Annotated in this window: 20 protein-coding genes and 1 riboswitch; of the genes, 9 read left to right on the top strand and 11 right to left on the bottom strand. The window is 72.8% G+C overall.

Features of this window, described 5'->3' with window-relative positions:
- Positions 1-136: 136 nt before the first annotated feature.
- From ACZ6YG_RS05070 to ACZ6YG_RS05055, 4 genes are all read left to right on the top strand, one after another.
- The gene (locus ACZ6YG_RS05070) at positions 137-1,903 is read left to right on the top strand and encodes an AMP-dependent synthetase/ligase (protein WP_466017264.1); all 1,767 of its coding nucleotides are present in this window, start codon (positions 137-139) and stop codon (positions 1,901-1,903) included.
- A 166-nt stretch (positions 1,904-2,069) separates the two neighbouring features.
- The gene (locus ACZ6YG_RS05065; RefSeq protein ID WP_148032787.1) at positions 2,070-3,353 is read left to right on the top strand and encodes an ABC transporter substrate-binding protein; all 1,284 of its coding nucleotides are present in this window, start codon (positions 2,070-2,072) and stop codon (positions 3,351-3,353) included.
- Positions 3,353-4,225: a carbohydrate ABC transporter permease gene (locus ACZ6YG_RS05060; protein WP_466017263.1), complete on the top strand. Its 873-nt coding sequence runs from the start codon at positions 3,353-3,355 to the stop codon at positions 4,223-4,225. The genes ACZ6YG_RS05065 and ACZ6YG_RS05060 overlap by 1 nt, the downstream gene beginning before the upstream one ends.
- Positions 4,222-5,139, top strand: a complete 918-nt coding sequence (locus tag ACZ6YG_RS05055; RefSeq protein ID WP_271275369.1) for a carbohydrate ABC transporter permease — start codon at positions 4,222-4,224, stop codon at positions 5,137-5,139. Before ACZ6YG_RS05060 ends, ACZ6YG_RS05055 begins: the two co-directional genes overlap by 4 nt.
- A gap of 1 nt (position 5,140) precedes the next feature.
- Here ACZ6YG_RS05055 and ACZ6YG_RS05050 read toward each other — a convergent pair whose 3' ends face one another.
- The 8 genes from ACZ6YG_RS05050 to ACZ6YG_RS05015 form a co-directional block, all read right to left on the bottom strand.
- Positions 5,141-6,226, bottom strand: coding sequence for a glycosyltransferase family 4 protein (locus ACZ6YG_RS05050; protein ID WP_364227014.1), 1,086 nt, complete (start codon positions 6,224-6,226; stop codon positions 5,141-5,143).
- Positions 6,223-7,557, bottom strand: coding sequence for a M48 family metallopeptidase (locus ACZ6YG_RS05045; protein WP_466017262.1), 1,335 nt, complete (start codon positions 7,555-7,557; stop codon positions 6,223-6,225). Before ACZ6YG_RS05045 ends, ACZ6YG_RS05050 begins: the two co-directional genes overlap by 4 nt.
- An 11-nt stretch (positions 7,558-7,568) precedes the next feature.
- Positions 7,569-8,390 (bottom strand): hypothetical protein, encoded by an 822-nt coding sequence (locus ACZ6YG_RS05040; RefSeq protein WP_466017261.1) that lies wholly within the window; start codon positions 8,388-8,390, stop codon positions 7,569-7,571.
- A gap of 84 nt (positions 8,391-8,474) precedes the next feature.
- Positions 8,475-9,023: a C40 family peptidase gene (locus ACZ6YG_RS05035; RefSeq protein ID WP_261808682.1), complete on the bottom strand. Its 549-nt coding sequence runs from the start codon at positions 9,021-9,023 to the stop codon at positions 8,475-8,477.
- A 61-nt stretch (positions 9,024-9,084) separates the two neighbouring features.
- Positions 9,085-9,251, bottom strand: a riboswitch (cyclic di-AMP (ydaO/yuaA leader).
- Positions 9,252-9,561: 310 nt separating this feature from the next.
- Entirely contained in the window at positions 9,562-10,536 is a 975-nt protein-coding gene (locus ACZ6YG_RS05030; protein ID WP_466017260.1) for a C40 family peptidase, read from the bottom strand.
- An 84-nt stretch (positions 10,537-10,620) separates the two neighbouring features.
- Positions 10,621-11,943: an NYN domain-containing protein gene (locus ACZ6YG_RS05025; protein WP_148032793.1), complete on the bottom strand. Its 1,323-nt coding sequence runs from the start codon at positions 11,941-11,943 to the stop codon at positions 10,621-10,623.
- A gap of 297 nt (positions 11,944-12,240) precedes the next feature.
- On the bottom strand, positions 12,241-12,909 hold the full coding sequence (locus tag ACZ6YG_RS05020; RefSeq protein WP_466017259.1) for a response regulator: 669 nt from the start codon (positions 12,907-12,909) through the stop codon (positions 12,241-12,243).
- A gap of 46 nt (positions 12,910-12,955) precedes the next feature.
- Positions 12,956-14,164: a sensor histidine kinase gene (locus ACZ6YG_RS05015; protein WP_364226998.1), complete on the bottom strand. Its 1,209-nt coding sequence runs from the start codon at positions 14,162-14,164 to the stop codon at positions 12,956-12,958.
- Between the two features lie 431 nt (positions 14,165-14,595).
- On the opposite strand from ACZ6YG_RS05015, the gene ACZ6YG_RS05010 reads away from it, so the two are divergent.
- The 5 genes from ACZ6YG_RS05010 to ACZ6YG_RS04990 all read left to right on the top strand — a co-directional run bounded on the left by ACZ6YG_RS05010 (position 14,596) and on the right by ACZ6YG_RS04990 (position 19,736).
- Positions 14,596-14,787: a PH domain-containing protein gene (locus ACZ6YG_RS05010; protein WP_466017258.1), complete on the top strand. Its 192-nt coding sequence runs from the start codon at positions 14,596-14,598 to the stop codon at positions 14,785-14,787.
- Positions 14,788-14,819: 32 nt separating this feature from the next.
- Complete coding sequence (locus tag ACZ6YG_RS05005) at positions 14,820-15,128, top strand: hypothetical protein (protein WP_466017257.1); 309 nt, start codon at positions 14,820-14,822, stop codon at positions 15,126-15,128.
- A 167-nt stretch (positions 15,129-15,295) separates the two neighbouring features.
- Positions 15,296-15,940 carry an ATP-binding cassette domain-containing protein gene (locus ACZ6YG_RS05000; protein WP_466017256.1) on the top strand — a complete coding sequence of 215 codons (645 nt, stop codon included), beginning with the start codon at positions 15,296-15,298 and terminating at the stop codon, positions 15,938-15,940.
- Complete coding sequence (locus ACZ6YG_RS04995) at positions 15,937-16,749, top strand: ABC transporter ATP-binding protein (protein WP_466017255.1); 813 nt, start codon at positions 15,937-15,939, stop codon at positions 16,747-16,749. The genes ACZ6YG_RS05000 and ACZ6YG_RS04995 overlap by 4 nt, the downstream gene beginning before the upstream one ends.
- A complete protein-coding gene (locus tag ACZ6YG_RS04990) occupies positions 16,746-19,736 on the top strand; it encodes an FtsX-like permease family protein (protein ID WP_466017254.1) in 2,991 nt (996 codons plus the stop codon). The genes ACZ6YG_RS04995 and ACZ6YG_RS04990 overlap by 4 nt, the downstream gene beginning before the upstream one ends.
- Here the strand turns inward: ACZ6YG_RS04990 and ACZ6YG_RS04985 are convergent.
- The 3 genes from ACZ6YG_RS04985 to ACZ6YG_RS04975 form a co-directional block, all read right to left on the bottom strand.
- The gene (locus tag ACZ6YG_RS04985; RefSeq protein ID WP_466017253.1) at positions 19,733-21,208 is read right to left on the bottom strand and encodes a hypothetical protein; all 1,476 of its coding nucleotides are present in this window, start codon (positions 21,206-21,208) and stop codon (positions 19,733-19,735) included. The two genes, ACZ6YG_RS04990 and ACZ6YG_RS04985, sit on opposite strands and share 4 nt — an antisense overlap.
- Positions 21,209-21,421: 213 nt before the next feature.
- Positions 21,422-22,873, bottom strand: a complete 1,452-nt coding sequence (locus ACZ6YG_RS04980; RefSeq protein ID WP_466017252.1) for a serine/threonine-protein kinase — start codon at positions 22,871-22,873, stop codon at positions 21,422-21,424.
- Entirely contained in the window at positions 22,863-24,371 is a 1,509-nt protein-coding gene (locus ACZ6YG_RS04975) for a serine/threonine-protein kinase (RefSeq protein ID WP_466017251.1), read from the bottom strand. The genes ACZ6YG_RS04980 and ACZ6YG_RS04975 overlap by 11 nt, the downstream gene beginning before the upstream one ends.
- Positions 24,372-24,444: the final 73 nt, after the last annotated feature.

The following is a 24,444-nucleotide window of genomic DNA, read 5'->3' as shown; positions in this document are numbered from 1 at the left end:
CCGAAATCCTACGAGTTACGCCTGCTAGCGTGATGATTCGTTCCACATAACGCCTGGATGACGAAACCTACCGCTAGGTAACATATCGCGGTAACGTCCGGGTCGACCCGAAGCGTGCACCCGGAGGAGTTGATCCGTGCGCGAGTACAGCGTCCCCGTACTGGTGGATGTCCCCGCCTCTGCCTCGCTGGCCGACACCGTGTTCCAACGCGGCCGGGACGAGCCCGACCGGGTGATCATGGCACGCAAGACCGGCGACGGCTGGCCCAAGGTCACCGCGGGAGAGTTCCGCGACCAGGTGGCCGCGCTGGCCAAGGGGCTCACCGCGGCGGGCGTCGGGCACGGCGACCGGGTGGCGCTGATGTCGCGCACCCGCTACGAGTGGACGCTCGTCGACTACGCGCTCTGGACGATCGGCGCGGTCACCGTGCCGATCTACGAGACCTCCTCGGCCGAACAGGTCAGGTGGATCATCTCCGACAGCGGGGCCAAGGCCGCCTTCACCGAGCTCGACACGCACGAGCGCACGGTGCGCGAGGCGGCGCCCGGGCTGAAGGACGTCTGGCGGGTGGAGGCCGCGCTGGACGGCTCGCTCGCCCCCGGCGACGTGGACGACGCCGCCCTGGAGGAGCTCAGGTCCCGGGTGAACGGGTCCGACCTGGCGACGATCGTCTACACCTCCGGCACCACGGGCAGGCCCAAGGGCTGCCTCATCACCCACGACAACCTGCTGTTCACCGCGCTGAACGTGCTGCGCGGGCCGCTGCGGCCGCTGTTCACCGGCGCTCCCGCCGCGCTGCTGTTCCTGCCTCTGGCGCACATCTTCGCGCGGATGATCCAGGTCGTGCTGCTGGAGGCGGGCGCGGTCATGGCGCACACCCCCAACATGAAGAACGTCGCGCCCGACCTCCAGGAGTTCCGGCCGACGTTCCTGCTGGGCGTGCCGCGCGTGTTCGAGAAGGTCTACAACGCCGCCGAGCAGAAGGCCATCGCGGGCGGCAAGGGCAAGATCTTCGCCCGTGCCGTCGACGTGGCGGTCGCCTGGAGCAAGGCCCGCGCCGGCGGTGGCGCCGGGCTCGGGCTGCGGCTCCAGCACGCCGTCTTCGACAAGCTGGTGTACGCCAAGCTCCGCGAGGCCACGGGCGGGCGGCTGTCGGCGGCGGTGTCGGGCGGGTCGGCGCTGGGCGACCGGCTGGGCCACTTCTTCCGCGGCGTCGGCATCGAGGTGTTCGAGGGCTACGGCCTGACCGAGACGTCCGCCCCGTGCTCGGTCAACCTGCCGGGCGGCAACAAGATCGGCACCGTGGGGCGGCCGCTGCCCGGCGTCACCCTGCGCGTCGCCGACGACGGCGAGATCCTGGCCAGGGGACGCAACGTCTTCACCGGCTACTGGAACGACGACCGGGCCACCGGCGAGGTCCTCGACGCCGAGGGCTGGTTCCACACCGGCGACGTGGGCGAGCTGGACGACGACGGCTACCTGCGCATCACCGGGCGCAAGAAGGAGATCCTGGTGACGGCCGCGGGCAAGAACGTCGCCCCCGGCCCGCTGGAGGACGCGCTGCGCGCGCACCCGCTCGTCTCCCAGGCGATGGTGATCGGCGACGGGCGGCCGTTCGTCAGCGCGCTCGTCACCCTCGATCCCGAGGCGCTGGAGCCGTACGCCCCGGCCACGGCCGCGGAGCTGCGCACCGACCCGCGCGTGCTGGCCGAGGTGCAGGGCGCGGTCGACCGGGCCAACAGCATGGTGTCCAAGGCCGAGCAGATCAAGAAGTTCACCGTGCTGGCCGCGGACATCACCGAGGAGAGCGGTCACCTGACCCCGACGCTCAAGGTCAAGCGGGGTGTCGTGATGCGCGACTTCGAGGCCGACATCGAGGCGCTGTACGCCCCGAAGGGCTGATCAAGCCCCCAACCGCCACTCCCGCAACTCACGAACACCCGGAAGGCCGCCAGGACGCCCTGGCGGCCTTTTGGCATATGTCCGTTGACAGTTTGAAAAGTTGGCTTTTCGATGAAGGGTGATCGAACTCGGGGGAATCTGAGGGTCCGGCCAAGGAGGAACCACCATGGACCACCGTCCGCCGATCTCCCGCCGCAATCTGCTGCTCGGCACGGCCGCCGCCTTCGGCGTGCCCGCCGTGCTGGCAGGCTGCGGCGGCTCCGAACAGCCGAGCCCCGGCAGCACCTCCGGCAACCTCGGCGCAGTCACCCTGGGATCCAACGCCTCCGACGAGGTGCCGAAGAAGTCGCTCGCCACCGTGATCGAGAAGTTCACCCAGGCGAGCGTGCGGATCAACACCGTCGACCACAACACCTTCCAGGAGAACATCAACCGCTACCTCAGGGGCACGCCCGACGACGTGTTCACCTGGTTCGCCGGCTACCGGATGCAGTTCTTCGCCGAGCAGGGCCTGGCCACCGACATCTCGGACGTGTGGCAGGAGATCGGCGGCGACTACACGCAGGCGTTCAAGGACGCCTCCACCGGCGTCGACGGCAAGCAGTACTTCATCCCGTTCACCTACTATCCGTGGGCGGTCTTCTACCGCAAGAGCGTGTGGGAGGAGAAGGGCTACGAGCCGCCCAAGACGCTCGACGAGCTGACCGCGCTGGCCAAGAAGATGCAGGGCGACGACCTCGTCCCGATCGCGTTCGCCGACAAGGACGGCTGGCCCGCCATGGGCACGTTCGACATCATCAACATGCGGATGAACGGCTACGACTTCCACATCTCGCTCATGGCGGGCAAGGAGTCGTGGACGGACCCGCGGGTCAAGCAGGTGTTCGACACCTGGCGCGGGCTGATGGAGTATCACCAGCCGGCGTCGCTGGGCCGCACCTGGCAGGAGGCCGCGCAGTCGCTGGTGCAGAAGAAGAGCGGCATGTACCTGCTCGGCATGTTCGTGGCCCAGCAGTTCCCCGAGGAGGACCTGGCCGACCTGGACTTCTTCACCTTCCCGGAGATCAACCCCACCCACGGCACCGACTCCATCGACGCCCCCATCGACGGCTACATGGTCTCCGCCAAGGCCAAGAACGTCGACGGGGCCAAGGCGCTCGTCAAGCACCTCGCCCAGGCGTCGTCGCAGGACATCGCCACCGAGCTGGACCCCGGCACCCTCGCGGCCAGCTCCAAGGCCGACACCAGCGGCTACAGCGCGCTGCAGAAGCGCGGCGCCGAACTGGTGTCGCAGGCCTCGCACATCGCCCAGTTCCTCGACCGTGACACGCGGCCGGACTTCGCCTCCACGGTGATGATCCCGTCGCTGCAGTCGTTCGTCGACAAGCCCGCCGAGATCGACTCCTTACTCACGAGCATCGAACAGCAGAAGGCCAACATCTTCCGCTGATGACCGTCAAGACCCGTCGCTACTCCGCCCGTGACGTGACCGTGCTGGTCATCGGGGTGGGGGTGGCCGTCATCGTCAACGTGGGCCTCATCTGGGGGCCCACGCTGGCCTCCGTCGCCCTGTCCGCCACCGACTGGAACGGCTTCGGGCCGATCGAGTGGATCGGCGGGCGGAACTACTCCGACCTGGCCGGCGAGTATCCGCCGTTCTGGTCGGCCGTCCGCAACAACATCCTCTGGCTGGTCTTCCTCGGGCTGGTCGCGACCCCGTTCGGGCTGTTCTGCGCGGTGCTGCTGGACCGGCGGCTGCGCGGCTCGCGCTTCTACCAGAGCGCCCTGTACATGCCGGTCGTGCTGTCGCTGGCGGTGGTCGGGTTCATCGCCCAGCTCATCTACTCGCACGACTACGGCGTGCTGAACGCCGTCACCGGGCTGTCGGCCGACTGGCTCGGCGACCGGTCGATCAACATCTGGGTGGTCATGGTGGCGGCGGCCTGGCGGCACGTCGGCTACGTCATGATCATCTACCTGGCCGGGCTGAAGGCGGTGGACCCGGCGCTCAAGGAGGCCGCCGCCATCGACGGGGCCAACGAGAGGCAGGCGTTCTTCCGGGTGGTGTTCCCGACGCTGCGGCCGGTCAACGTGATCGTGCTGGTGATCACGGTGATCGAGGCGCTGCGCGCGTTCGACATCGTCTACGCCATCAACAAGGGCAGGAACGGGCTCGAACTGCTGTCGGTGCTGGTCACCGAGAACATCGTGGGCGAGGCCAGCCGGATCGGGTTCGGCTCGGCCATCGCGGTGATCCTGCTGGTGATCTCGCTCGGGTTCATCGTCACCTACCTGTCGCAGCTGTTCAGGGAGGAACGATGACGCTGACCGCGCCCGTCGGCACCAGCCCGGAACGCGAGGCGGCGGCGCCGCCCCGGCGCGGGGCCCGGCCGCTGCGCTGGCTGCTGCACGCCTTCCTGGCGGTGGTGGCCCTGGGCTGGCTGATGCCGCTCCTGCTGGCCGTGTACGCGTCGCTGCGCCCGTACGACGAGACCGCCCGCCTGGGCTACTTCTCGCTGCCCGAGCAGCTCACGCTCGACTACTACGGGCAGGCGTGGAGCCAGGCCGAGCTGCCCCGCTACTACCTGAACACGCTGATCATCGTGATCCCGGCGCTGGTGCTGACGCTGTTCCTGGCCTCGTTCGTGGCGTTCGCCATCGCGCGGGCGCGCATCCCCGGCCGCAAGACGCTGCTCATCGTGTTCACCGCGGGCAACCTGCTGCCGCCACAGGTCCTCATCACCCCGCTGTACTCGCTCTACACGCTGATCCCGCTGCCCGCGTGGCTGTCGGACTCGCAGTCCCTGTACGACTCGTACCTGGGGCTGATCCTGATCCACGTGGCGTTCCAGTTCGGGTTCTGCGTGTTCGTCATCGCGAACTTCATGCGCACGATCCCCGAGGAGATCTCCGAGGCGGCGCTGGTCGACGGGGCGAGCCTGTGGCGCCGCTACTGGACGCTGACGCTGCCGCTGTGCAGGCCCGTGCTGGCGGCGCTGGGCACGCTGCAGTTCACCTGGATGTACAACGACTTCCTGTGGGCGCTGGTGCTCATGGTGTCGGGCGACAAGCTGCCCGTCACCTCGGCGCTGAACAACCTGCGCGGCCAGTTCTTCACCGACTACAACCTGCTGGCCGCCGGATCGGTGCTGGTGGCGCTGCCGACGCTGATCGTGTTCCAGCTGCTGCACAAGCATTTCGTGGCCGGGCTGACGCTCGGCTCGACGAAGGGATGACTCAGAGCAGGGCGTGGAAGCGGGCGGCGACCCGGTCCCAGGACCACTCGCCGACGACCCAGTCGCGGCCCGTCTCGCCCATCTTCCGCGCCTGCTCGGGACGGGTCAGCAGCTCGACGACGGCGCGGGCCGCGGGGGCCGGGTCCGCGCCGTCGACGACGAGGCCGGTCTCGCCGTCGCGTACGGCCTCGGGCGCGCCGCCCGAGCGGCCGGCCACGACCGGCAGGCCGGTCGCGGCCGCCTCCAGGAACACGATGCCGAGCCCCTCCACGTCGATCCCGCCCCATCGGGTACGGCACGGCATGGCGAAGACGTCGGCGGCGGCGTAGTAGCCGGGCAGGTCGGCGGCCGGGACGGTGCCGGTGAAGACGATCGACGGGTGCCCGCCGGCCAGCTTCTCCAGCGCGCGGCGGTGCGGCCCGCCGCCGACCAGGAGCAGCACGGCGTCGGGCACCGCGCCGAGCACCTCCGGCCAGGCCCTGATGAGCCGGTCCTGGCCCTTGCGCGGCACCAGCCTGGACACGCACGCCACCACCGGCCTGCCCGCCAGCCCCAGCTCCGCCTTGGCCGCACCCGGGTGGAACAAGCCGGTGTCGACGCCGGGCGCGAGCCGTACCAGCTTGTCCTGCGGGATGGCCCGGGCCAGCCGCGCGCGCGTGTACTCGCCCAGGTAGGTGACCACGTCGGCGTGCGCGCCGATGCGGCGCAGCACCGCGCGGAAGCCGGGCGCGCTCGCCCACGACGCCTCGTGGCCGTGGGTGAGCATCACCACGCGCCGCGCGCCCGCCGCGCGCAGGCGCGGCGCGAGCAGGCCGAGCGGCGCCGCCGCGCCGAACACGACGGTGTCCGCGCCGTGCCCGGCCACCAGCTCGGCCGCCGTACGGGCGACGGACGGGACGGGCAGCATGAGCCGCCCGGGGTGACGGACGACGGGGTACGGCTGACGGCGGTCGAACTCGGCGCACCCGCGCCAGGCGGGGGCGTAGACGACCGCGCCCGGGGTGCGCTGGGCCAGGCCGTGCACGAACGACTGGATGCCGCCCGGGCGGGGCGGGAAGTCGTTGGTGACGAAGACGACTCGGGTCACGGGCCGGGGACGCCGTTCAGCTTCGCCCAGGAGCGGGCCATCGCGATCCGTTCCGGTGCCGTGGGATGGGAGGCATAGAGCACATATTCCACTGCATCGGGCGACAAGTCGGAAATATTGGCTGTTGCCAGGCGTTTTTGCATCGCGGCGAACGTGACCGGATCCCGCGTCAGGTTCAGGGCGTGGGCGTCGGCCCTGGCCTCGATGTGGCGGCTGACGAAGTTCTGCGCGGGGCCGGACAGGAACGTCGCCAGCGTCATCAACCCCAGGATCGCGCCCGCCGCGCGCCAGTCGGCGATCGACGTGACCCCGGCGCGCCGGCGTACCGGCCCGAAGACCAGGAACAGCAGGATCGCGCCGAGCGCCGCGCCCAGCGCGCCGACGAGCGTGCCGTAGAGCACGTCGTTCTCCCCCGCGTGGCCCAGCTCGTGCGCCACCACCAGCTCGACCTCGGGCTGCGGGGCCTTGAGCAGGTTGTCGTAGACCACGATGCGGCGGGTGGCGCCGAACCCGGACACGTAGGCGTTCAGCGCGGTGGTGCGGCGGGAGGCGTCGGCCACCAGCACGTCCTCCACCGGCACCCCGTCGCGCTCGGCCATCGCCAGCAGGTTCGTCCGCAGCGGGCCTTCGGGCATGGACCTGAAGTCGTTGAACACCGGCTCGAACACCACCGGGTAGACGAAGGAGGCCGCCACGGTGAGCGCGAACGCCCCTGCCGCGGCGGGGATCCACCAGCGCCTGAACCGCCGGGCCAGCGCCACCACCGCCACGACCATCACACCCAGCAGAGCCGTGTTGATGGCGATGCTCTTGAGCCGGTCGCCCGTCCAGGACGCCCAGTCCTGCGTGGAGAGGCCGTAGTCGCGCAGCACGGTCTCGAACCAGATGCCGAGCGGCCAGCGCAGCGCCTCCTCGACGACCGTGAGCACGAGCACCCCCAGCAGGACCCGCACCCACCACGGCCCGCGCAGCACCCCGAGGATTCTGGCGCCCAGCGGGGTGGCGACGAGCAGTCCCGCGAACACCAGCGTCAGGCCGAGCGACAGGTAGCCGGGCACGCCGGTGGCCGCGTCGAACGCCTGCGCGCGGGCGATCTGCCCGGCGGTGAAGTCCGCGGCCGGGTCGGCGGCCACCTCCGGCGCCCCCGGCAGCGCCTGCCACGGCGTCGTCAGCCCCACCACCACGAGGATCCCGGCCCCCAGCACGACCCCGGCCACCCCAGCCTGCCGCCGCCCCCTCCGACCCACCCCACCGTCCTGCGGCCCCGGCGTCCCGGATCGGGTCTCGGTCCGCTCGCCAGCGGCGCCGTTCCTGTCGTGGCCGTCGTCCACTTCGCGTCCTCTCACCCCAGCTGGTCCCGCACGTACGCGCGCCACCCCCGGGTCAGGCCGCCGAGCGTGAGCCCCCGCGCGGCGAGTGCCCGGTCGGTGCCGACACTCTGGGCATCACGGTAGAGCCTCACCAGAGTCCCCTCGCCCGCGCTCTCGGCCAGGAACCGACACGCCAGCCACGCCTCCTGGTACGCCCGCGCCAGCGCGTCCCCCCGGGAGCCGAAGTCACCGGCCCTGGGCAGCTCGTCCGGCAGCCGCCCCGCCCGCACCTCGGCCGCCAGTTCGGCCGCCGCCACGGTGACCGCCAGCCCCGCGTCCCGATAGGCCACGTAGTCGGCGAATCCCTCGTACAGCCAGCCGGGCAGCCCGTCGGTGCCAGCGGCGACGTGCGTGAGCTCATGGGCGAGCACCACGTCCCTGCCGGTCGGGTTGAGCCGCGCGAAACCCTCGGGCACCACGATCACCCGCCGCCCGTCGGCCACCGCCGCCAGCCCGCGCACGTCGGCGACGCCGGCCAGCCGCGCGGCCTGCTCTCCTGACGCGGGCACCAGCACCAGCGGGCGCACGGGCCGGCCCAGCACGCCCGACACCCGTCGCCCCGCCGCGTCGGCCCGCCGCGCCAGATCGGCCAGCAGCCCGGGATCGGCCCGCTGCCCGGCGACCAGCGCCCGCTCGCCGCGCGCGACGCCCAGCTCGCCCCGCCACAGCTCCCGCACCCCGGCCAGCTCGTCGGGCACCCCGGCGGACCACGACTCCGGCGCCGCCCCGCCGGCCGCGGCCACGGCGAGGACCAGCCCCGTCACCACCGCTCGACGGCCTACGATCCCGGACATGCTGTCCGATGCTAGCGGCGGGACGCCCGTCCCACGCATCACGAAGGCCCCGCCCCCAGTCAGGGGCGGGGCCTTCGCGATCGGTCACAGACCGGGGCGTACCGCGCCGGCGAACGACGACTTGCGCCATCCGTTCAGCTTCTCGACGCGCACCGTCTTGCCCGAGCTCGGCGAGTGCACCATCTTGCCCTTGCCGATGTACATGCCCACGTGGCCGAGCCCGCGGAAGAACATCAGGTCACCCGGCTTCAGGTTCTTGTAGGAGACCTTCTTCCTGATGCCCGCGAACTGGCTGTTCGTCACGCGCGGGATCTTGACCCCGGCCTTCCGCCAGGCGAACTGGACGAGACCTGAGCAGTCGAAGGCGTGCGGCCCGGTGGCCCCGTAGCGGTACGGGTCACCGATCTGCTTCTTGGCCACCGCGACGGCCTTGTGGGCCTTCACCTTCTGGCGGGCCGCCTTCGCCTGCTTCTTGGACAGGACCTTCTTCGAAGTCGCCTTCTTGGAAGCAGTGGTCTTGACGGCCTCGACCGTCGTCACCGAAGCTCCGGCCGGGGCGATCACCGTGTCCGCCTGCGCCGCCGGGACGTGGAGGGCCAGCCCTCCGGCCGTCACGGTCATGCTGAGCGCCACGCCACTGACGGCAAGGCGAGACAGACGGGGGTTCTTAGGGGAGGTAGACAGGATTGCTCCTTGAGTCTTCCACGAACGCCTACCGGGTTAGCTGACGGATTCGGGCCTGGAAGTCGCCCTACGGCGCGTCGCCGCGCCGATTCACCCCTGATCCCGCCCTGAAATGACGGGATCTATGGTTCCCCGGCTCCGTGCCTCCTGGCTGCACGGATTCGGCAGGCCACCACCCGGGTGAAGGTTCCCGGAGATGCGGCGGTGACCGGCGGATTCTTGTTCGTCCACGTCGCGGCGCCGGCGGCGCGGCGGCGATGGCCGGCGGCGGGCATGGAGTGTCCGCCGCGACGCCAGAACCTACGCCTGAAGTCATGGGCTGGCAAAGGCACGGTAAGCACATGACGATCTGACAAGCCCGCTGTCAGACCCGCGGATCCCTGCTGGCAAGCCAGTCCCGTTACCCAGATGTGACCATACTCACACTTGCCGCCCTGACGATGTGTCAGAGCCCTTCTGTCACATCAGTCACAGACGTTTCAGCGGCTCACGGGCGTACCGCGCCGACGAGCCGGCGCCCGTACGCGGAGAGCGGGACGACCTTGACCACGTCACCGGTCTGCGGCGCGTGCACGATCTTGCCGTTTCCCGCATAGATGCTCACGTGGCCCAGCCCCTCGCTGAAGATGAGGTCACCGGGCTCCAGGGCGTCCAGCGACACCCTCCGGCTCGCGCCCCAGGCCCACTGCTGCCACGTCGTCCGCGGCAGGGAGACGCCGGCCGCGCGCCACGAGGCCTGCGTCAGGCCGGAGCAGTCCCAGCCGCCGGGCCCGGTGCCGCCGAACTGGTAGGGCTTGCCGATCTGCGCGTAGGCGAAGTTGAGCACCGCCGCCGCGCTCCCCGAGGCGGGGCCGGTGTACTTGACGCCGGTGCTGTTCGGGTCGCCGACGCGGTAGGCGCCGAGGCGGTCGAGCAGCTTCTTCTGCTGGGCGATCAGCTTCTCGATCTCGGAGCGCTCCTTCTTGACCTTGTCGCGCTCCTCGTCGGCCTCGCCCAGAGCCTCCTGGGCCTTGTCACGCTCGGTCTTGAGCCCGCGGTTCTCCCGGTCGAAGGCGGCCAGCCTGCCGGCGCGGTCGGCGGTCAGCCGCTCCGTCAGCGCCATCTGGTAGAGCAGGTCACCCGGGTTCTCGGCGGTCACCATGGTCGGCATCGAGGTCAGGTCGCGGCCCATCTTGTAGCCGTCGACGGCCATCGTGACGACCTGCTGGCGCAGCTCGGCGACGGTGGCGAGCTTGCGCTTGTAGCCGGCGTTGAGCTTGTCGTAGCGCTTCTTGGCGGCCTTGTAGTTCTCCGTCGCCGTGTTGTAGCGATCGACGACCTTGTCGGCCTTGTCGTTGAGCTTCTCGAGCTTGGCCTTGGCCTGACTGATCGTCGGTTGCGGGTCGGCGGCCACTCCTCCCGTGGGGAGAGTGATCAGCCCGATCACGAGACCCGCGGCCAGTGGCGCCCGGCCCAACCTCACAGCTCGCCTCCCAGGGGGAATACATCTGGGGCGAAATAGTACAGAAGTGGAAGGTGAGGTCTCACCCAAACACTGATTTGTAATCTAGGCGCGGCCGAGCCTGCGCAGCAGCAAAGCAGACGAAACGGGTCTGGCTCCCATGCGCCGGACGGATTCGGCCACCTCCCGGTCGGAGGAGACCACGGCCATGGCGCGGCCCGGCGGCTCGGCGCGTACGAGCTGGCGGATCAGGTCGTCGGCGATCTCCCCCGGCGCGCTGAACAGCACCCGCACCCCGCGCGGCGCGACGACCTGCACCGGCGCGTTCAGCTCCGCGCCGTCGAACACCACGGTCACCTCGACCCTGGTCTGCGCGACCAGGCCGCCGAGCCCGGTCATCAGCCGGTTGCGCTGGTCGGCCAGCGTGAGAGTGCCGTAACCGGTCTTGGTCACGTTGTAGCCGTCTATGATCAGATGGACCTGCGGCAGGGCGAGGAGCTGGTCGAGCAGCTGCGGGTCGTCGTCGGCCAGTGCGCGGGCCGGCACCCCCCGCACGCCGGGCGTCTCCCCGGCGACGGCGGCCACCGAGTCGGCGGGCCTGGAGATGGTGGTGGGCAGCGCCAGCTCCCTGCGCAGGCCGGCGGAGGCGTCCTGCAGCGCGTCGAGCAGCACCCTGATGCGGGCGTCCTCGATGCTGCGCCCCTCGCGGGCGGCCCTGCGCGAGGCTTCGAGCTGTTTCTCCACGTCGGCCAGGCGCTCGCGCAGCCGGCGCAGCTCGGTCTCACCGGCGCTGCCGGCGGCCGTGGCCGCGGCCCTGGCGTCCTGGGCGGTCTGTTCCATCGCCTCGGCCCGCTGCACGGCCGCCTTCGCCCGCTCCCGGGCGTCGTGGAGCTTGCGGCGCAGGTCGGAGTTCTCCCCCCGGGCGGCCTTGAGCTGCTCGCGCAGCCGGTCGACCTCCTCCTTGGCCGCCGACTTCTGCGCGGCGAGCTGCTCGCGCAGCCGGGACACGACCTCCTCGCGCTCCGCGCCCTCGGCGGCGGCGGCGTTCCTCTCCAGGTCGGTCCTGGCGGCCTCGATCATCTCCTCCCACCCCGGCGGGCGGGTGAGGTAGGCGGCCGCGGCGACGAGCACGGGATCGGCGGCGGGCGGGACGTTGCCCTCGGCCAGCGACGAGACGAGCTCCGGCCACCCGGCGGTCACGTGCTCCGCGACGGCCACGCGGAAGTCCTTGTCGTTCTCCAGCTGGGCGGCGATGGGCGCGCCGCCCAGGCGGGCACGCTTGCGCGGATCGAACTTGGCGATGCCGCGCAGCGGCGGCGGGACGGCGGCGGCGGGCATCGAGCCGAGAACCTGGGCGGCCAGGTCGACGACGTTGAGTCGCACCTGCTCGGGAAGCGGGCGAGACAGGCCTTCACCCGCTGAGCTCATCCCACTGTCCCTTCATGACATGCTCTTTCAGACAAGGGTACGGCTGCCGGGTACCTGTCCGTAACGGGCATCCTTTTCCGGGTAAGCGCTCGGTCCCGCGGCCGTTTCCACCCCCTGCCCCAGCGCCGACCTGCGAGGCGTCACCTCGCGAACTCGGGCGCGTCCTCTCGCGCCGTCCGTGCGAGGCGAGCGGTTCCGACGGTGCGTGTGTGGCCCGTACCTGCGTGGAGTCACTCCCGTACGGGACCGGCCGGCAAGGGAAAGGCCGGGCAAAACCTGGAACTCCAGGACGTCCCGTCAGAGACTGGCGTCGTAGACCAGCAGGGCCACCTGCACCCTGTTGTTCAGTTCGAGCTTCGTCAGGATGCGCGAGACGTGCGCCTTGACCGTGGGGACGCTCATGAACAGCTCGCGCCCGATCTCCGCGTTGGACCTGCCCCGCCCCACGGCCAGCGCCACCTCCCGCTCGCGCTCGCTGAGCCGGCCGATCAGGGCCCTGGCCCGGTCCGCGCGGCCACCGGCGCCGCCGTCGGAGACGTGGGCGATGAGCTGCCGGGTCACGGCGGGCGACAGGATCGGCTCCCCCGCCGCCACCTTCCTGATGGCGGCCACCAGCTCGACGGGCGGGATGTCCTTGAGCAGGAACCCGGCCGCGCCCGCGCGCAACGCCCGCAGCACCTGCGCGTCGGCGTGGAACGTGGTCAGCACGAGGACCTCGGGCGGCGACTGGGCGGCGCGCAGCGCCTCGGTCGCGGTCAGCCCGTCGACGTTCGGCATCCGGATGTCCATCAGCACCACGTCCGGCCGATGCCGGGCGACCATCGCCGGCACCTCGGCGCCGTCGCCCGCCTCACCGACGATCGCGATGTCGCCGGCGCCGCCGAGGATCATCGACAGCCCCGCCCGGACGAGCGCGTCGTCGTCGACGATCAGCACCCTGACCGGCCGCGCCCCTGGCGTCGTCATCCGTCCTGCCACCAGCCCTTCACCAGCGCCTCCCCGCCCCTCGCCGTCATGTCCGCGCCGGCCAGGGTAGCCAGGCGCGGACCACGTACTCACCCTCAGGGGTCGGGCCGTGCTCCAGCCGCCCGCCCGCCAGCGCGGCGCGCTCCGTCAGGCCGATGAGCCCGGCCCCGGCGCCGGGGATCTGGACGCCGGGGATGCGGGGGCCGTGGCGCGCGGGCAGCCAGTTGCGCACCTCGGCCGACACCCCCTCACCCGGCCCACCGGTCACGGTCACGGTGACCGGTGCGCCCGCCGCGTGTTTGCGCGCGTTGGTGAGCGCCTCCTGGACGATGCGGTAGAGGTTGCGCCCCGGCTTCTCCGGCACCTCGCCGGCCTTGAGTCGCAGGCTCACGTCCATGCCCGCCTGCTCGCACTCCGCCACCAGCGCGGGCAGGTCGGCGAGCGTGGGCTGGGGCCGGTCGGGAACCTCCGCGTCCGCGTCGTGGTGACGCAGCACGCCGATCACCTCACGCAGGTCCTGCAGCGCGAGGTGGGCGCTGGCCCTGATGGCCCCGGCGGCCCTGGCGACCTCGTCGGGAGGCGCGCCGGGCCGGAACTCCAGCGCGCCCGCGTGCAGGCTGAGCATGGACAGCCGGTGCGCGAGCACGTCGTGCATCTCCCTGGCGATCCGCTCCCGCTCCAGCCGCTTGGCCTCCTCGGCGGCTCCGTCGGCCCGCTGCCTGAGCGACCAGATGAGCTGGCGCCTGGCCCGGACGACGATGCCCCAGGCGAAGGTGGTCAGCACGATCGCGAGGGCGAGGATCGCGTACGTCGGCCCGCCGAGATCCACGTCCGGGCGGAGGAAGTAGAACGGCACGATCACGAGCAGCCCGAGCCCGGCGATCGTGCCGGAGATCTTGAACGGCCGGTGCACCGCCACCGTGAACAGCGCCACCACGGACGCCCCGCCGACCATCTCGAAGTAGCCCGAGGCCACGGTGGTGACGAGCGCGAGGCCGACCGGCCAGCGGCGGCGCAGCCACACCGACAGGCAGGAGATCACGCCCACCACCTGTTCCGCGGCCACCAGCGGCGTCGGCCCGTCGATCTCCAGCGCGGTCATCAGAGTGAGCCCGCAGGCCAGCAGGAACATGGCGATGTCGACGATCCAGTCACGGGTGGAGCGCCGCACCGGCCCGCCCCCGCCGCCGTCGCCGAGCAGCACGGACGGGAGCACCCATCGGTACTCCTGGTGCGGCTCGCTCGTCGGGGTCACGTCTCACGAGGTTAGGCGCTACCGATGGCGATCGAACAGCGACCAAAGTCGATGGCGCGCGAGACCTCGGGCCGACGCGCGGGTCCGGAGGGCGCGGCCACCCTTGACGGCCATGGACGTGGTCGTCGATGCGCGCGAGACCGCGCTGCGCCCGCCCCGCAAACAGGCGGATCCCCGGGCGGTGTCCTGGTGGACGGTGCAGTGGCTGCTGTTCATGCTGCCGATCGGCGGGAACGCGCTCGCGGCGTTCTGGTTCCTGACCGACCGGCCGTTGTGGCTGGGCGTGGCGGCGACGGCCTTCGCGGTGGGATGCCTGGCGGTGGCCCTGGTGGCACCGCACGCGTACTACCGGGTCCAGCGCTGGGAGGTCACCGGCGAGGCGGTCTACACGCGCAGGGGGCTGGCTGACCCACACCTGGCGGGTGGCGCCGATGTCGCGCGTCCAGACGGTCGACACCGCGCGGGGGCCGGTGCAGCGGCTGTTCGGGCTGGCGGACGTCGCGGTGACCACGGCCTCGGCGGCGGGCGCCGTCAGGATCGAGGGCCTCGACGAGGCCGTGGCCGCCTCGCTGGCCGCCCGCCTGACAGCCGTCACCCAGTCCACCCCGGGAGACGCCACATGACCCCCGGGCCCGCGCGCACCGAGGGATGTGACATGGGCGAGACCGTCGTGCCCGAGCCGGAGGAGGAGTGGCAGGAGCTGCCTCGCGGCAACCTGCGGGCGGCCGCTGTCAAGTCGCCGGCCGTCGCGGTGCCGGCGGTGACGGTGCCGGCGCGCGTGCTGGCGGGGCTGGACTGGCCACCGGGCGCGGTCCTCGCGGCCTGCGCCGGGGACCTGGTGGGCGGGGCCGTTCTGGCCGGTGCTCGGGGCGGCGGTGGAACCGTTCCTGATCCGGCGCCCGGGGCCACGGTCACAAGATCACAAGTAGGTCACGGCTCAAGGGTGGGACGGAGACGGCGGTGAGCCGCGCGGCTCCCCCACTCCTGCCCGCCCAGGCCCCTGTGCTGGGCGGCTCTGCTCGCGCGGCTCACGTGTCGCCTGCTGACACCACGGTATGCGGCATGCTTGCAGCGGACTTGCGAGGTCGTTGACGGTTGACGTCAAGCCGCCCCCCGGAGGATGATCCGCGCGTGGTGCCCCCACCTGCCATCTCCTGTCGCGCGCTCTCCTGCGTCGTCGCGGGCAGGAAACTCATCGACGACCTCACACTCGAACTGGACGAGGGCGAGCGGGTCGCGCTCATGGGCCCGTCCGGCTCAGGCAAGACGACGCTGCTCACGACGCTGGCCGGGCTGGCGCCGCCCGCCGAGGGGCGCGTCCTGGTGGGCGGCGTGCCGCTCGACGAGCAGCCGGAGCTGCGGGCCGGCCTGGCCCTCGTCTTCCAGTCGTACGGTCTGCTGAGCCTGCTGACGGCGGCGGAGAACGTGGAGGTGGCGCTGCGCGCGGCGGGCCGGCCGCCGCGTGAGGCGATGCGGCTGGCGGCGGCGGCCCTGGAGCGGCTGCGGGTGGCCAGGTTCGCCGATCACCTGGTGGAGGAGCTGTCCGGTGGGCAGCAGCAGCGGGTGGCCGTGGCCAGGGCGCTGGCGCTGCGCCCCAGGGTGCTGCTGGCCGACGAGCCGACCGCCGAGCAGGACGCGGTCCACCGCGAGGTGGTGCTGGACGAGTTGCTCGCCGTCGGCACGGACGGCACCACGCTGGTGATCGCCACCCACGACCCGGAGGTGGCCGAACGCTGCGACCGGGTCGTCGAGCTGCGCGCGGCGGTCCACCGATGAGCATGGTGCGCTGCGACGGGATCGTGCAGATCTACCGGGCGCAGGACGTCGAGGTGGTGGCGCTGCGCGACGTCGACCTGGTGATCGATCCCGGCGAGACGGTGGCGCTGCTGGGCCCCTCGGGCGCGGGCAAGTCGACGCTGTTGTGGCTGCTCGCCGGGTTGCTGCGGCCCAGCGCCGGCCGGCTGTGGCTCGACGGGACCGACGTGGGCCGGCTCGACCAGCGCGGGCTCGACCGGTTGCGGGCGTCGCGCATCGGCGTGGTCCTGCAGAACCCGTCGCGCAACCTGATCGGCTACCTCCCGGCCGCCCAGAACGTCGCGTTCGCCCAGCGCGCGGTGAGGCGCGACCGGCGCCGGGTCCGTGACCTGCTGGCCCGCGTCGGGCTGGAAGACGTCGGCGACCGGCCCGCGGGCCGGATGTCGGGCGGCGAGCAGCAGCGGCTGGCGCTGGCCGTGGCGCTGGCCAACTCCCCCAGGCTGCTGCTGGCCGACGAGCCCACCAGCCAGCTCGACGCCGGGTCCGGGCAGCGGGTGATCGACCTGATCAAGGAGTCCGCCGAGGCCGAGGGCACCACGGCGGTGGTGGTGACGCACGACCCGGGCGTCAGCGAGGCGCTGGGCCGCACGGTGACGATCAGGGACGGCCGGGTCGGCGCCGAGGGCCGTCACGGCGAGGACTTCGTGGTGGTCGGCAGGGAGGGCGCGGTGCAGGTGCCGCCCGAGTACCACCACCTGCTGCCCCCCGGTTCCATGGCCAGGATCGAGGCGGTGGAGGACGGGGTCGTGCTGCGAAGGGTGGAGCCGTGATCCTGCGAGGCCTGTGGGAACGCCGCACGCTCGCCCTGGTGGTGCTGCTGATCGCGGTCGTGCCGATCGCCTCGGCCGCCGTGGCGCCGATCTACTCGGCGGGCGCGCTGACCACGATCGTCCGCGACGCGATACGCGAGGCGCCGGTGGAGGGCCGCGGCTGGCGCTACACCACGTCCGGCGGCACCATCGAGCCCAAGGTGGCCGGCTTCACGGCGGGCGCCGGCTTCACCGACCCGCCGGTGTTCGGCATGGAGGTGTCCAGCGGCAGCGCCGACCAGGACGACCGTCGCGCGTACACGGTGGTGTGGCAGGACGGCCAGTGCGAGCACCTGGAGCCGGCCCGGGGGCGCTGCCCCGCCGCCGCCGGGGAGGTGATGGCCAGCGAGGCGTCCGGGCTGGAGACCGGCGACGTCGTGCGCCTGAGGTCGCTCCGGTCCGCGCGTCCGGGCTCGGCCACGCTGGAGACGGCCCCGCTGGAGGTCGTCGGCGTCTACCGGCCGGGCGACCCCGCGGACCCGTTCTGGTTCGGCAGGACACTGTTCGACCCGCAGGGGCAGCCCAGCCAGAACAAGGCGGACGCGCTGTTCACGGCGCGCGAGACCCGCTCCGTCACCTACTACGTCGGCTCGGGCCTCGGGGAGCAGGCCTGGACCGACTACGCCCTGATCCGCGTCAATCCGGACCGGCTGACCGGCACGGACCTGCCGTTGCTGGCGGAGATGCAGGCGCTGGCCGAGGCCACGGGCCGGACCACCGACGCCATCGTGTTCTCCCGGATGGCCGACACGCTGCGGACGATGAACGCCAACGCCGGCACGCTGGGCGTGCCCGCGCTGCTGGTGGCGGCGCAGCTCGTCGGGCTGGGCTGGCTGCTGCTGTTCCAGACGGTCGGCGACCTGGTGCGCGCCCGGGGGCCGGAGATCGCGCTGGCCAGGCTCCGCGGCCACGGCAGGGTGCGGGTGTGGCGGTTCGCGCTCGCCGAGCCGTTGCTGCTGCTCCTGCTGGCGGTGCCGCTGGGCCTCGCGGCGGGGTTCGCGGCGGCGAGCCTGATGATCGGCGCGCTGCTGCCCGCGGGCGTCCCCACCACGTTCCCGCCGGCGGCGGTCGCGGCCGGGCTGGCGGCCACGCTCGGCGGGGTGCTGGCCGCGACCGCGTCGGCCTGGCGCGTCGCCACCCGGCCGGTCACCGAGGAGTGGCGGCGCACGCCGCGCAGGAGCGCCCGCGGCTGGGCGCTGGACGCGGTAGTGCTGGCCGTGACGGCGCTGGGGCTGACGGAACTGCTGGCGGCCGGTGTGATCACCGATGCCTCCGGGGAGAGCGCCGGCGCGATGGCCGTGCCCGGGCTGATGGCGCTCGGCGTCGCGCTGCTGGCCAGCCGTGTGCTGCCGGTGGCGAGCGGGTGGCTGTTCGGTCTCACCCGGCGGCGCGGCGGGCTGGGGCCCTTCCTGGCGCTGCGCCAGGTGGCCAGGGGTCCCGTGACGGCGGGCAGTGTGATCGTCCTGGGCACCGCGTTCGGGCTGGCCACCTTCGCCGTGGCGGCGTGGACGGCGACGAGCGACGACTACGCGCGGGTGGCGGCCTTCCACAACGGCGCTCCCACCGCCATCACCGTCCAGCCGGTCGAGCCTGGCGAGCTGGCCGCCGCGGTCGAGGCCGCCGACCCCGGAGGCTCGCTCGCCGCGCCGGTGATCAAGATGCCGGGTACGCCGCAGCTCGTGGTCTCCGACCCTGACCGGCTGGCGCGGGTGGCGCACTGGGATCCCGAGCTGGCGGGCGGCAAGGACCTGGCCGGGGCGATGGCCGCGCTGCCCGGCCCCGACGCCGCCCGGGTGTGGGTGCGCGGCGAGCGGTTCCGGCTGCGGCTGGCCCACAGTGAGCTGACCGAGAACTGGGCGGCGCAGGTCAAGGCCGCCTTCCGGATCACCGGCAGGGTGGGCCCGGTCTCGATCACCATGGGCGAGCTCCGCGGCGCCGGCGGCGCGTACGAGTGGAACCTGCCCCTGCCCTGCCGCCAGGTGCCCTGCGAGCTGCGCAGGATCCACGCCGACCTGAACGCCCTGGGGAGCGTGGAGGGCGGGGCCTTCGTCGAGGTGCGGGTGGAGAGCATGGAGGTGCTGCGGGACGGCGCCTGGCAGCCGGTGCCGGCGCCCGCCTGGCGGGTGGACCAGGATCCGAGCCGGACGGACGGCAGCTTCGGCGTGTCCGACACGGGCATGCAGGTGCTGCGGCCGGCCACCTACGAGCAGGAGCCCGCCGGGATCGTGGTCGGCGAGGTGGGCGCGAAGGCGGTGCCGGGGCTGGACAACGCCTTCGCCTACCGCGTCCGGCCCGCGGTCACCGCCGCGGCCGCGCCGGGCATCACCGGCGCCGGCGTCCTGATGGATCTCGAACAGGCCGACAGGATCGCGTACGGGGTGGACGAGAAGGCCCAGTTCCAGGTGTGGACCCGCCAGTCCGGCACCGCGGCGCTGGAGGCGGCGCTGGCCAGGGAAGGGCTGACGGTGGTGTCCACGGTGCGCGCCGCGGATCTGGAGGCCGGATACGCCGCCGAGGGGCCGGGGCTGGCGCTCATGCTGCTGCTGGTGTCGGCGCTGGCCGCGGCCGTGCTCGCGCTCGGCAGGACCGTGCTGGCCCTGCACACGGCGGCGCGGCGGCGTGGCTACGAGCTGGCCGCGCTGGAGGCGGCCGGCGCGAAGGCGCCGGCGCTGCGGCTGTCGCTGCTGCTCGAACAGGCGATCACGGTCGTGACCGGCACGCTGGCCGGGCTGGTGGCCGGGCTGGTCGCCGCCGAGGCGGCGCTGGGCCGCATCCCGCAGTTCGCCGAGCCGGTGGTGACGCCGCCGCTGCCGCACGAGGTCGCGGCGGCGCCCGTGGCGCTCGTCACCGGCGCCGCGCTGGCGGCCACGCTGCTGTGCGCGCTGCTGGTCTCCGAGCTGCTGCTGCGCGGCGTACGGGTGGAACGCCTGCGCGACACCCCCGCCTAGCTGCCGATCGGCTTCTGGGCCAGCGCGGCCAGGAACGCCTTGGCCATCGTGAGCGCGCCGTCGCGGGCCTCCTTCTCCGGGAGCATCTCGGCCTCGGGCGCGTCGGCGGGCTTGCCCTCGGGCCGGTCGGCGCCCGCGTAGTCGACCACCACGACCAGCGAGCCCTGCCGCGCCGTCACGCTGCCGCTGCCGGCGTGCACGTCGCCGCGCCGGGTCTGGACGTAGCGGCCGTAGGCGGCCTCGCCGAGCCCTTCGACGTCGCGGACGTCGCCGAACACGATGCCGCTGAACGACGAGTTCTCGGTGCTGTTGTCCTGGCCGCGCTGGGTCGAGTAGTAGGACCCGGCCGCGGTCTTGTCGGCCACGCCCGCCCGGTTGGTGAAGCTGTGCACGGTGATGAGGACGCTGCGGACGCGGGTCTTGCCCGCCACGCCCGGCGCGTCCCGGTTGAGCCAGCGGCACTCGGTCTGGGTGTCGTTGCCCATCTCGGTGCCGCGCGCCCGGGTCTCCGGCTCCGGCACCAGCGCGGTGGCGGCCCGGGTGATCGACTCACAGGCGGCGGGGAAGATCTTCAGCTCCGTCGGCGTCGGGGTGGGGGCGGCCTGCGGCGTGCTCGTGACGGTCGGGTACGGCTGGGCGACGACGTTCGGGTGCTTGGCCTTCCAGTCGGCGACGCCCTTGGCGAAGTGCTTGATCAGGCCGGTCACCTCGCGGATCGCGTTCTCCTCGGTGATCGACTGGGTGGTCTGGTTGCTGAGGATCTGGGCATCCTTGCGCTGCTGGCCCGCTTGGTACTTGACCTCGATCGTCATGTCGTGGACGCGGGCGTAGGCCTGGCCGAACGAGTACCACAGCAGCTGGCCGGAGCGGCGCCAGGTGTACTGGGCGTAGGCGCCGTCGCCGACGCCGGGGATGTCCGTGACCGGGGAGATGCGCTCCTTCTCGCCCTTCCTCGGGGTCGGCCTGGCCGTCTCGCGGTACTTCGCGCCGCCGTAGTCGAACTCGTAGGAGCTCTGCGCCATGGCCCGGCCGGTCTTCGCGCCGTCGCCCAGGTGCTGCCCGATCTTGACGTCCACCTCGCGGTTGCGCCAGAACTCGCCGTACGAGATGCGTTGGTTCACCCAGTTACAGGTGAACGTGGTGACCGACGGGTGCTGCCGGGAGCCCTTGACCACGGTCGCCCCGGGCACCAGCCGGTCGGCCTCCTCCTTGGGCAGCATCGCGCAGACGTCGGGGCCGCCCACCGCCGCCGCGCCGGCCGACGCCTGGGAGGCGGTGGGGCCCGCCTGCTGCCGCGTGGGCGCGGGGTCGCCCGCCCGCGAGAGCTGCCCGTACACCAGATAGCCGCTCGCGCCCCCGCCCACCAGCACGACCGCGGCGGCGGCCAGCAGCGGCAGCAGCCACGGGCGGCGCCTGGGCGGGCGCGGCGCCCCGGGCGGCGGGCCCGGCAGGCTCTGCGGCATCTGAGGCATCTGCCGCATCACCTGCATCGGCGGGTGCGGCGGCGGGTGCGGCGGCGGGTGCGGCCCCGGGGGACCCGCCGGTGGCTGGAAGGGTCCGCCAGGTGCCGGGTAGGGGTTCGGCGGCTGGTTCTCGCTACCGGGATGCACCAGTGACTCCTGGGGTTAGCCATGACTTGCGGGGAGACATGCTAGTCAGCCCGGTTGCAAGCCACTTGAACGACCTCATCCTCGCAACGCACCCGAGACCATCCCGGCGGCGTCGACGGCGGTCTTCTCGTCGGCGGGATCGTCGATGCCGACGTCCGTCCGGTGCCAGACCACCTCGGCTATCAGGTTGCTGTCGCGCAGCAGCACGGCGGTGTCGGCCCGGCCGGAGTCGGGCGAGTTGATGTAGCGCTCGAAACGGGACTGCACGAACGCGGCCTCGCCCGTACCGGGCACGTCGCGCACCTCGCCGACCCGCTCGCGGAACACCGAGCCCTCGGCGGCCTGCCGGCTGGCGCGCTCCATGTCGAACCGGCGGGCCGCCACCTCGGGGGCGCCGCGCGAGCCGTCGGGCCGCTCGATCCAGACGCGCACGGTCACCCTGCGCGTGACCAGGGAGCCCTGCTGCAGCCGCCACTGGCACTCGCCCTCGCGGGTCTTCTCCGCCCCCGTGGCGCCTCCCACCACCTGCTCGGCCTGGGCCCCGGTGAGCAGACGGCACGGGTCGGGCGCGGTCGCGTAACGGCCCGGCTCGCCCTGGTTGAGCGTCGTCCACCCGTACCAGCCCGCGGTGCCGAGCAGCGCGACGGCGGCGAGCAGCACCGGCACCAGCCACCAGGCACGGCGCCGGCCCGCGGGCGGCGCGGGGGCACGGCCCGGCGAGACGGCGTGCTCCAGCGCCTGACGGACCTGCCCGGCGGTGGGGCGCGCGGCAGGATCCTTGGCGAGCATCGCCATCAGCAGCCCGCCGAGCTCGCGACCCGCCCTGGCAGGGAACGGGGGGTCGTGCAGCAGCACGGCGGCGGCCATCGCGGCCGGGTTGGGCCGTGCGAAGGGCGGCCGCCCCCCCACGGCGGTGTAGAGGCTCGCGCCGAGGGACCACAGGTCGGAGGCGGGGCCGGACGGCTGCTCGTTGAGCCGCTCCGGCGCCATGTAGCCGGGCGACCCGGCGCTGCCGTAGCGGTCGCCCTTGGCGCCCATGGTGACGGCGATCCCGAAGTCGGTGAGCATGGCCGAGCCGTCGGCGTCGAGGAGGATGTTGGCCGGCTTGACGTCCTGGTGGACCATGCCGTACGAGTGGGCGACCTGCAGCGCGGACAGCACACTCAGGCCGATGCGGGCCACGCTCGGCGGCGGCAGCGGGCCGAAGTCCTTGATCGCCTGGTCGAGTGAGCGGCCGGTGACCAGGTCCATGATGATCCAGGGCTGGTCGGCCTCCAGCACCACGTCGTGGATCACGACGATGGCCGGGTCGCGCAGCCGCCCGGCGGCCCGCGCCTCGTAGATCGCCCGGTCGGCGAACTCGGCCCGCTGCGCCGGGGTCAGCCGGGGCGGGATCCGCACCTGCTTGACCGCGACCTCGCGGTTGAGCGTCTCGTCGCGGGCCCGCCACACCGTGCCGGCGCCGCCCTCGCCGAGCCGCTCCACGAGCCGGTAGCGGCCGGCCAGCAGGTAGGCGTCAACCGGCATGGCGCAACGCCCGCTCGGTCGCCTGCGCGGCCTTGACCGCCGCCTGTTTGATGTCCTCGTCGCCGAGCCGCTCGGACAGCGCCGTGTAGCCGACGAAGACCACCAGGTTGGACAGGCGGTAGTGGACGATGGCGGTGTGGATGCGGCCGGTGCCGCCCTTCAGCTCGAACGCGAACGCCTCCTCGCCGACGCCGGCGATCGTCCGCACGGGAGTGCGGGTCACCGGGACGCTGGCCTTGGTCCCGATCTCGGGCCACGTCCAGTCGAGCTTGTCGTGGGTGTCCCACCAGCGCCGCTGGTTGGCGAAGAGGGTGCGGGCCGTCTCGGGGGTCATCGCCCACGGGTCCCGGGTGTCGGAGTCCTTCTGCACCTGGAGCTCCACCCCGCTGCCCTGGATCGGCCACTGACAGCGGGGGCCGACCTCGTCGGAGCCGGGCGTCGCCTTGGGCGGCTGCTGGGTGCGCAGGAAGAGGCCGACCTCCTCCTCGCCGAGCAGCGAGCACACGTCCATCGGCGCGGTGAACGCCTCGGGGACACCGCCCGAGGCCCGGTCGCGCACCAGCAGGACGGTGGTCGTGGCGGCGGCGACCACCACGGCCGCGACCGCGGCGACGGCCACCCACAGCAGCGGCCTGCCGCGCTTCCTGACCCGCACGGGCGTCGTGGCCTCGTGGTGGGCGGGCAGCTGCGCCTGCTGACCGGCCGCGACCTGGCGTAACGCCTGGATCAGCTGCGGCGCGGGCGGGCGGGCGGCCGGATGGGGCGCCATCATGGCGGCGATCACCGGGCCGAGCGGGCCGGGAGCGTGCGGCACCGGCCGGGTGAGCGTCGCCCGGATGCGCTCGGCCGCCGTGCCGCCGTAGGCGGGGGCGCCGGTCACCGCGGTGAACAGGGTCGCGCCGAGCGACCACACGTCGCTGGCGGGGCCGCCCGGGTCGCCCTCCAGCCGCTCGGGCGCGATGAAGCCCGGGGAGCCGATCATCAGGCCCTGCTCGGTGAGCGTCGCCTGGCCCTCCTGGCGGGCGATGCCGAAGTCGGTGAGCACCACCCTGCCGCTGTCGGTCAGGAACACGTTGCCGGGCTTGACGTCGCGGTGCTGGAGGCCGCGGGCGTGGGCCGCGGACAGCGCGTCGAGCATCTCGGCGCCGATCCTGGCGGCGTACTCCTGCGGCATGGGGCCGTGCTCGCGCACCGCGTCGCCCAGGGTGCGGCCGCGCAGCAGCTCCATGACCAGCCAGGGGCGGTCGTGCTCGACGACCACGTCGTGCAGCGCCACGATGCCGGGGTGACGGAGCTGGGCCGTGGCCTGCGCCTCGCGCGCGGCCCTGGCGATCAGCTCGGCGCGCTCCTGCGGGGGCAGCCCTTCGGGCAGCGTCAGCTCCTTGACGGCCACCTCGCGGTCGAGCATCTCGTCCCTGGCCAGCCAGACCCGGCCCATGCCGCCGCTGCCGAGCGGCCGCAGCAGGAGGTAACGGCGGGCGAGTCGTTCCTGGGACACAAGGGGAAGCGTAACGAAGGAACAGGCCGAATAGTTATTCGTTCGGCTCCGCAACTGTCGGTGGCCCTCTCTA

Source organism: Nonomuraea sp. NPDC054003 (genome assembly GCF_055585125.1).
Note: the sequence above shows the minus strand (reverse complement) of the source record. Positions and strands in the feature narration are given on the sequence as shown.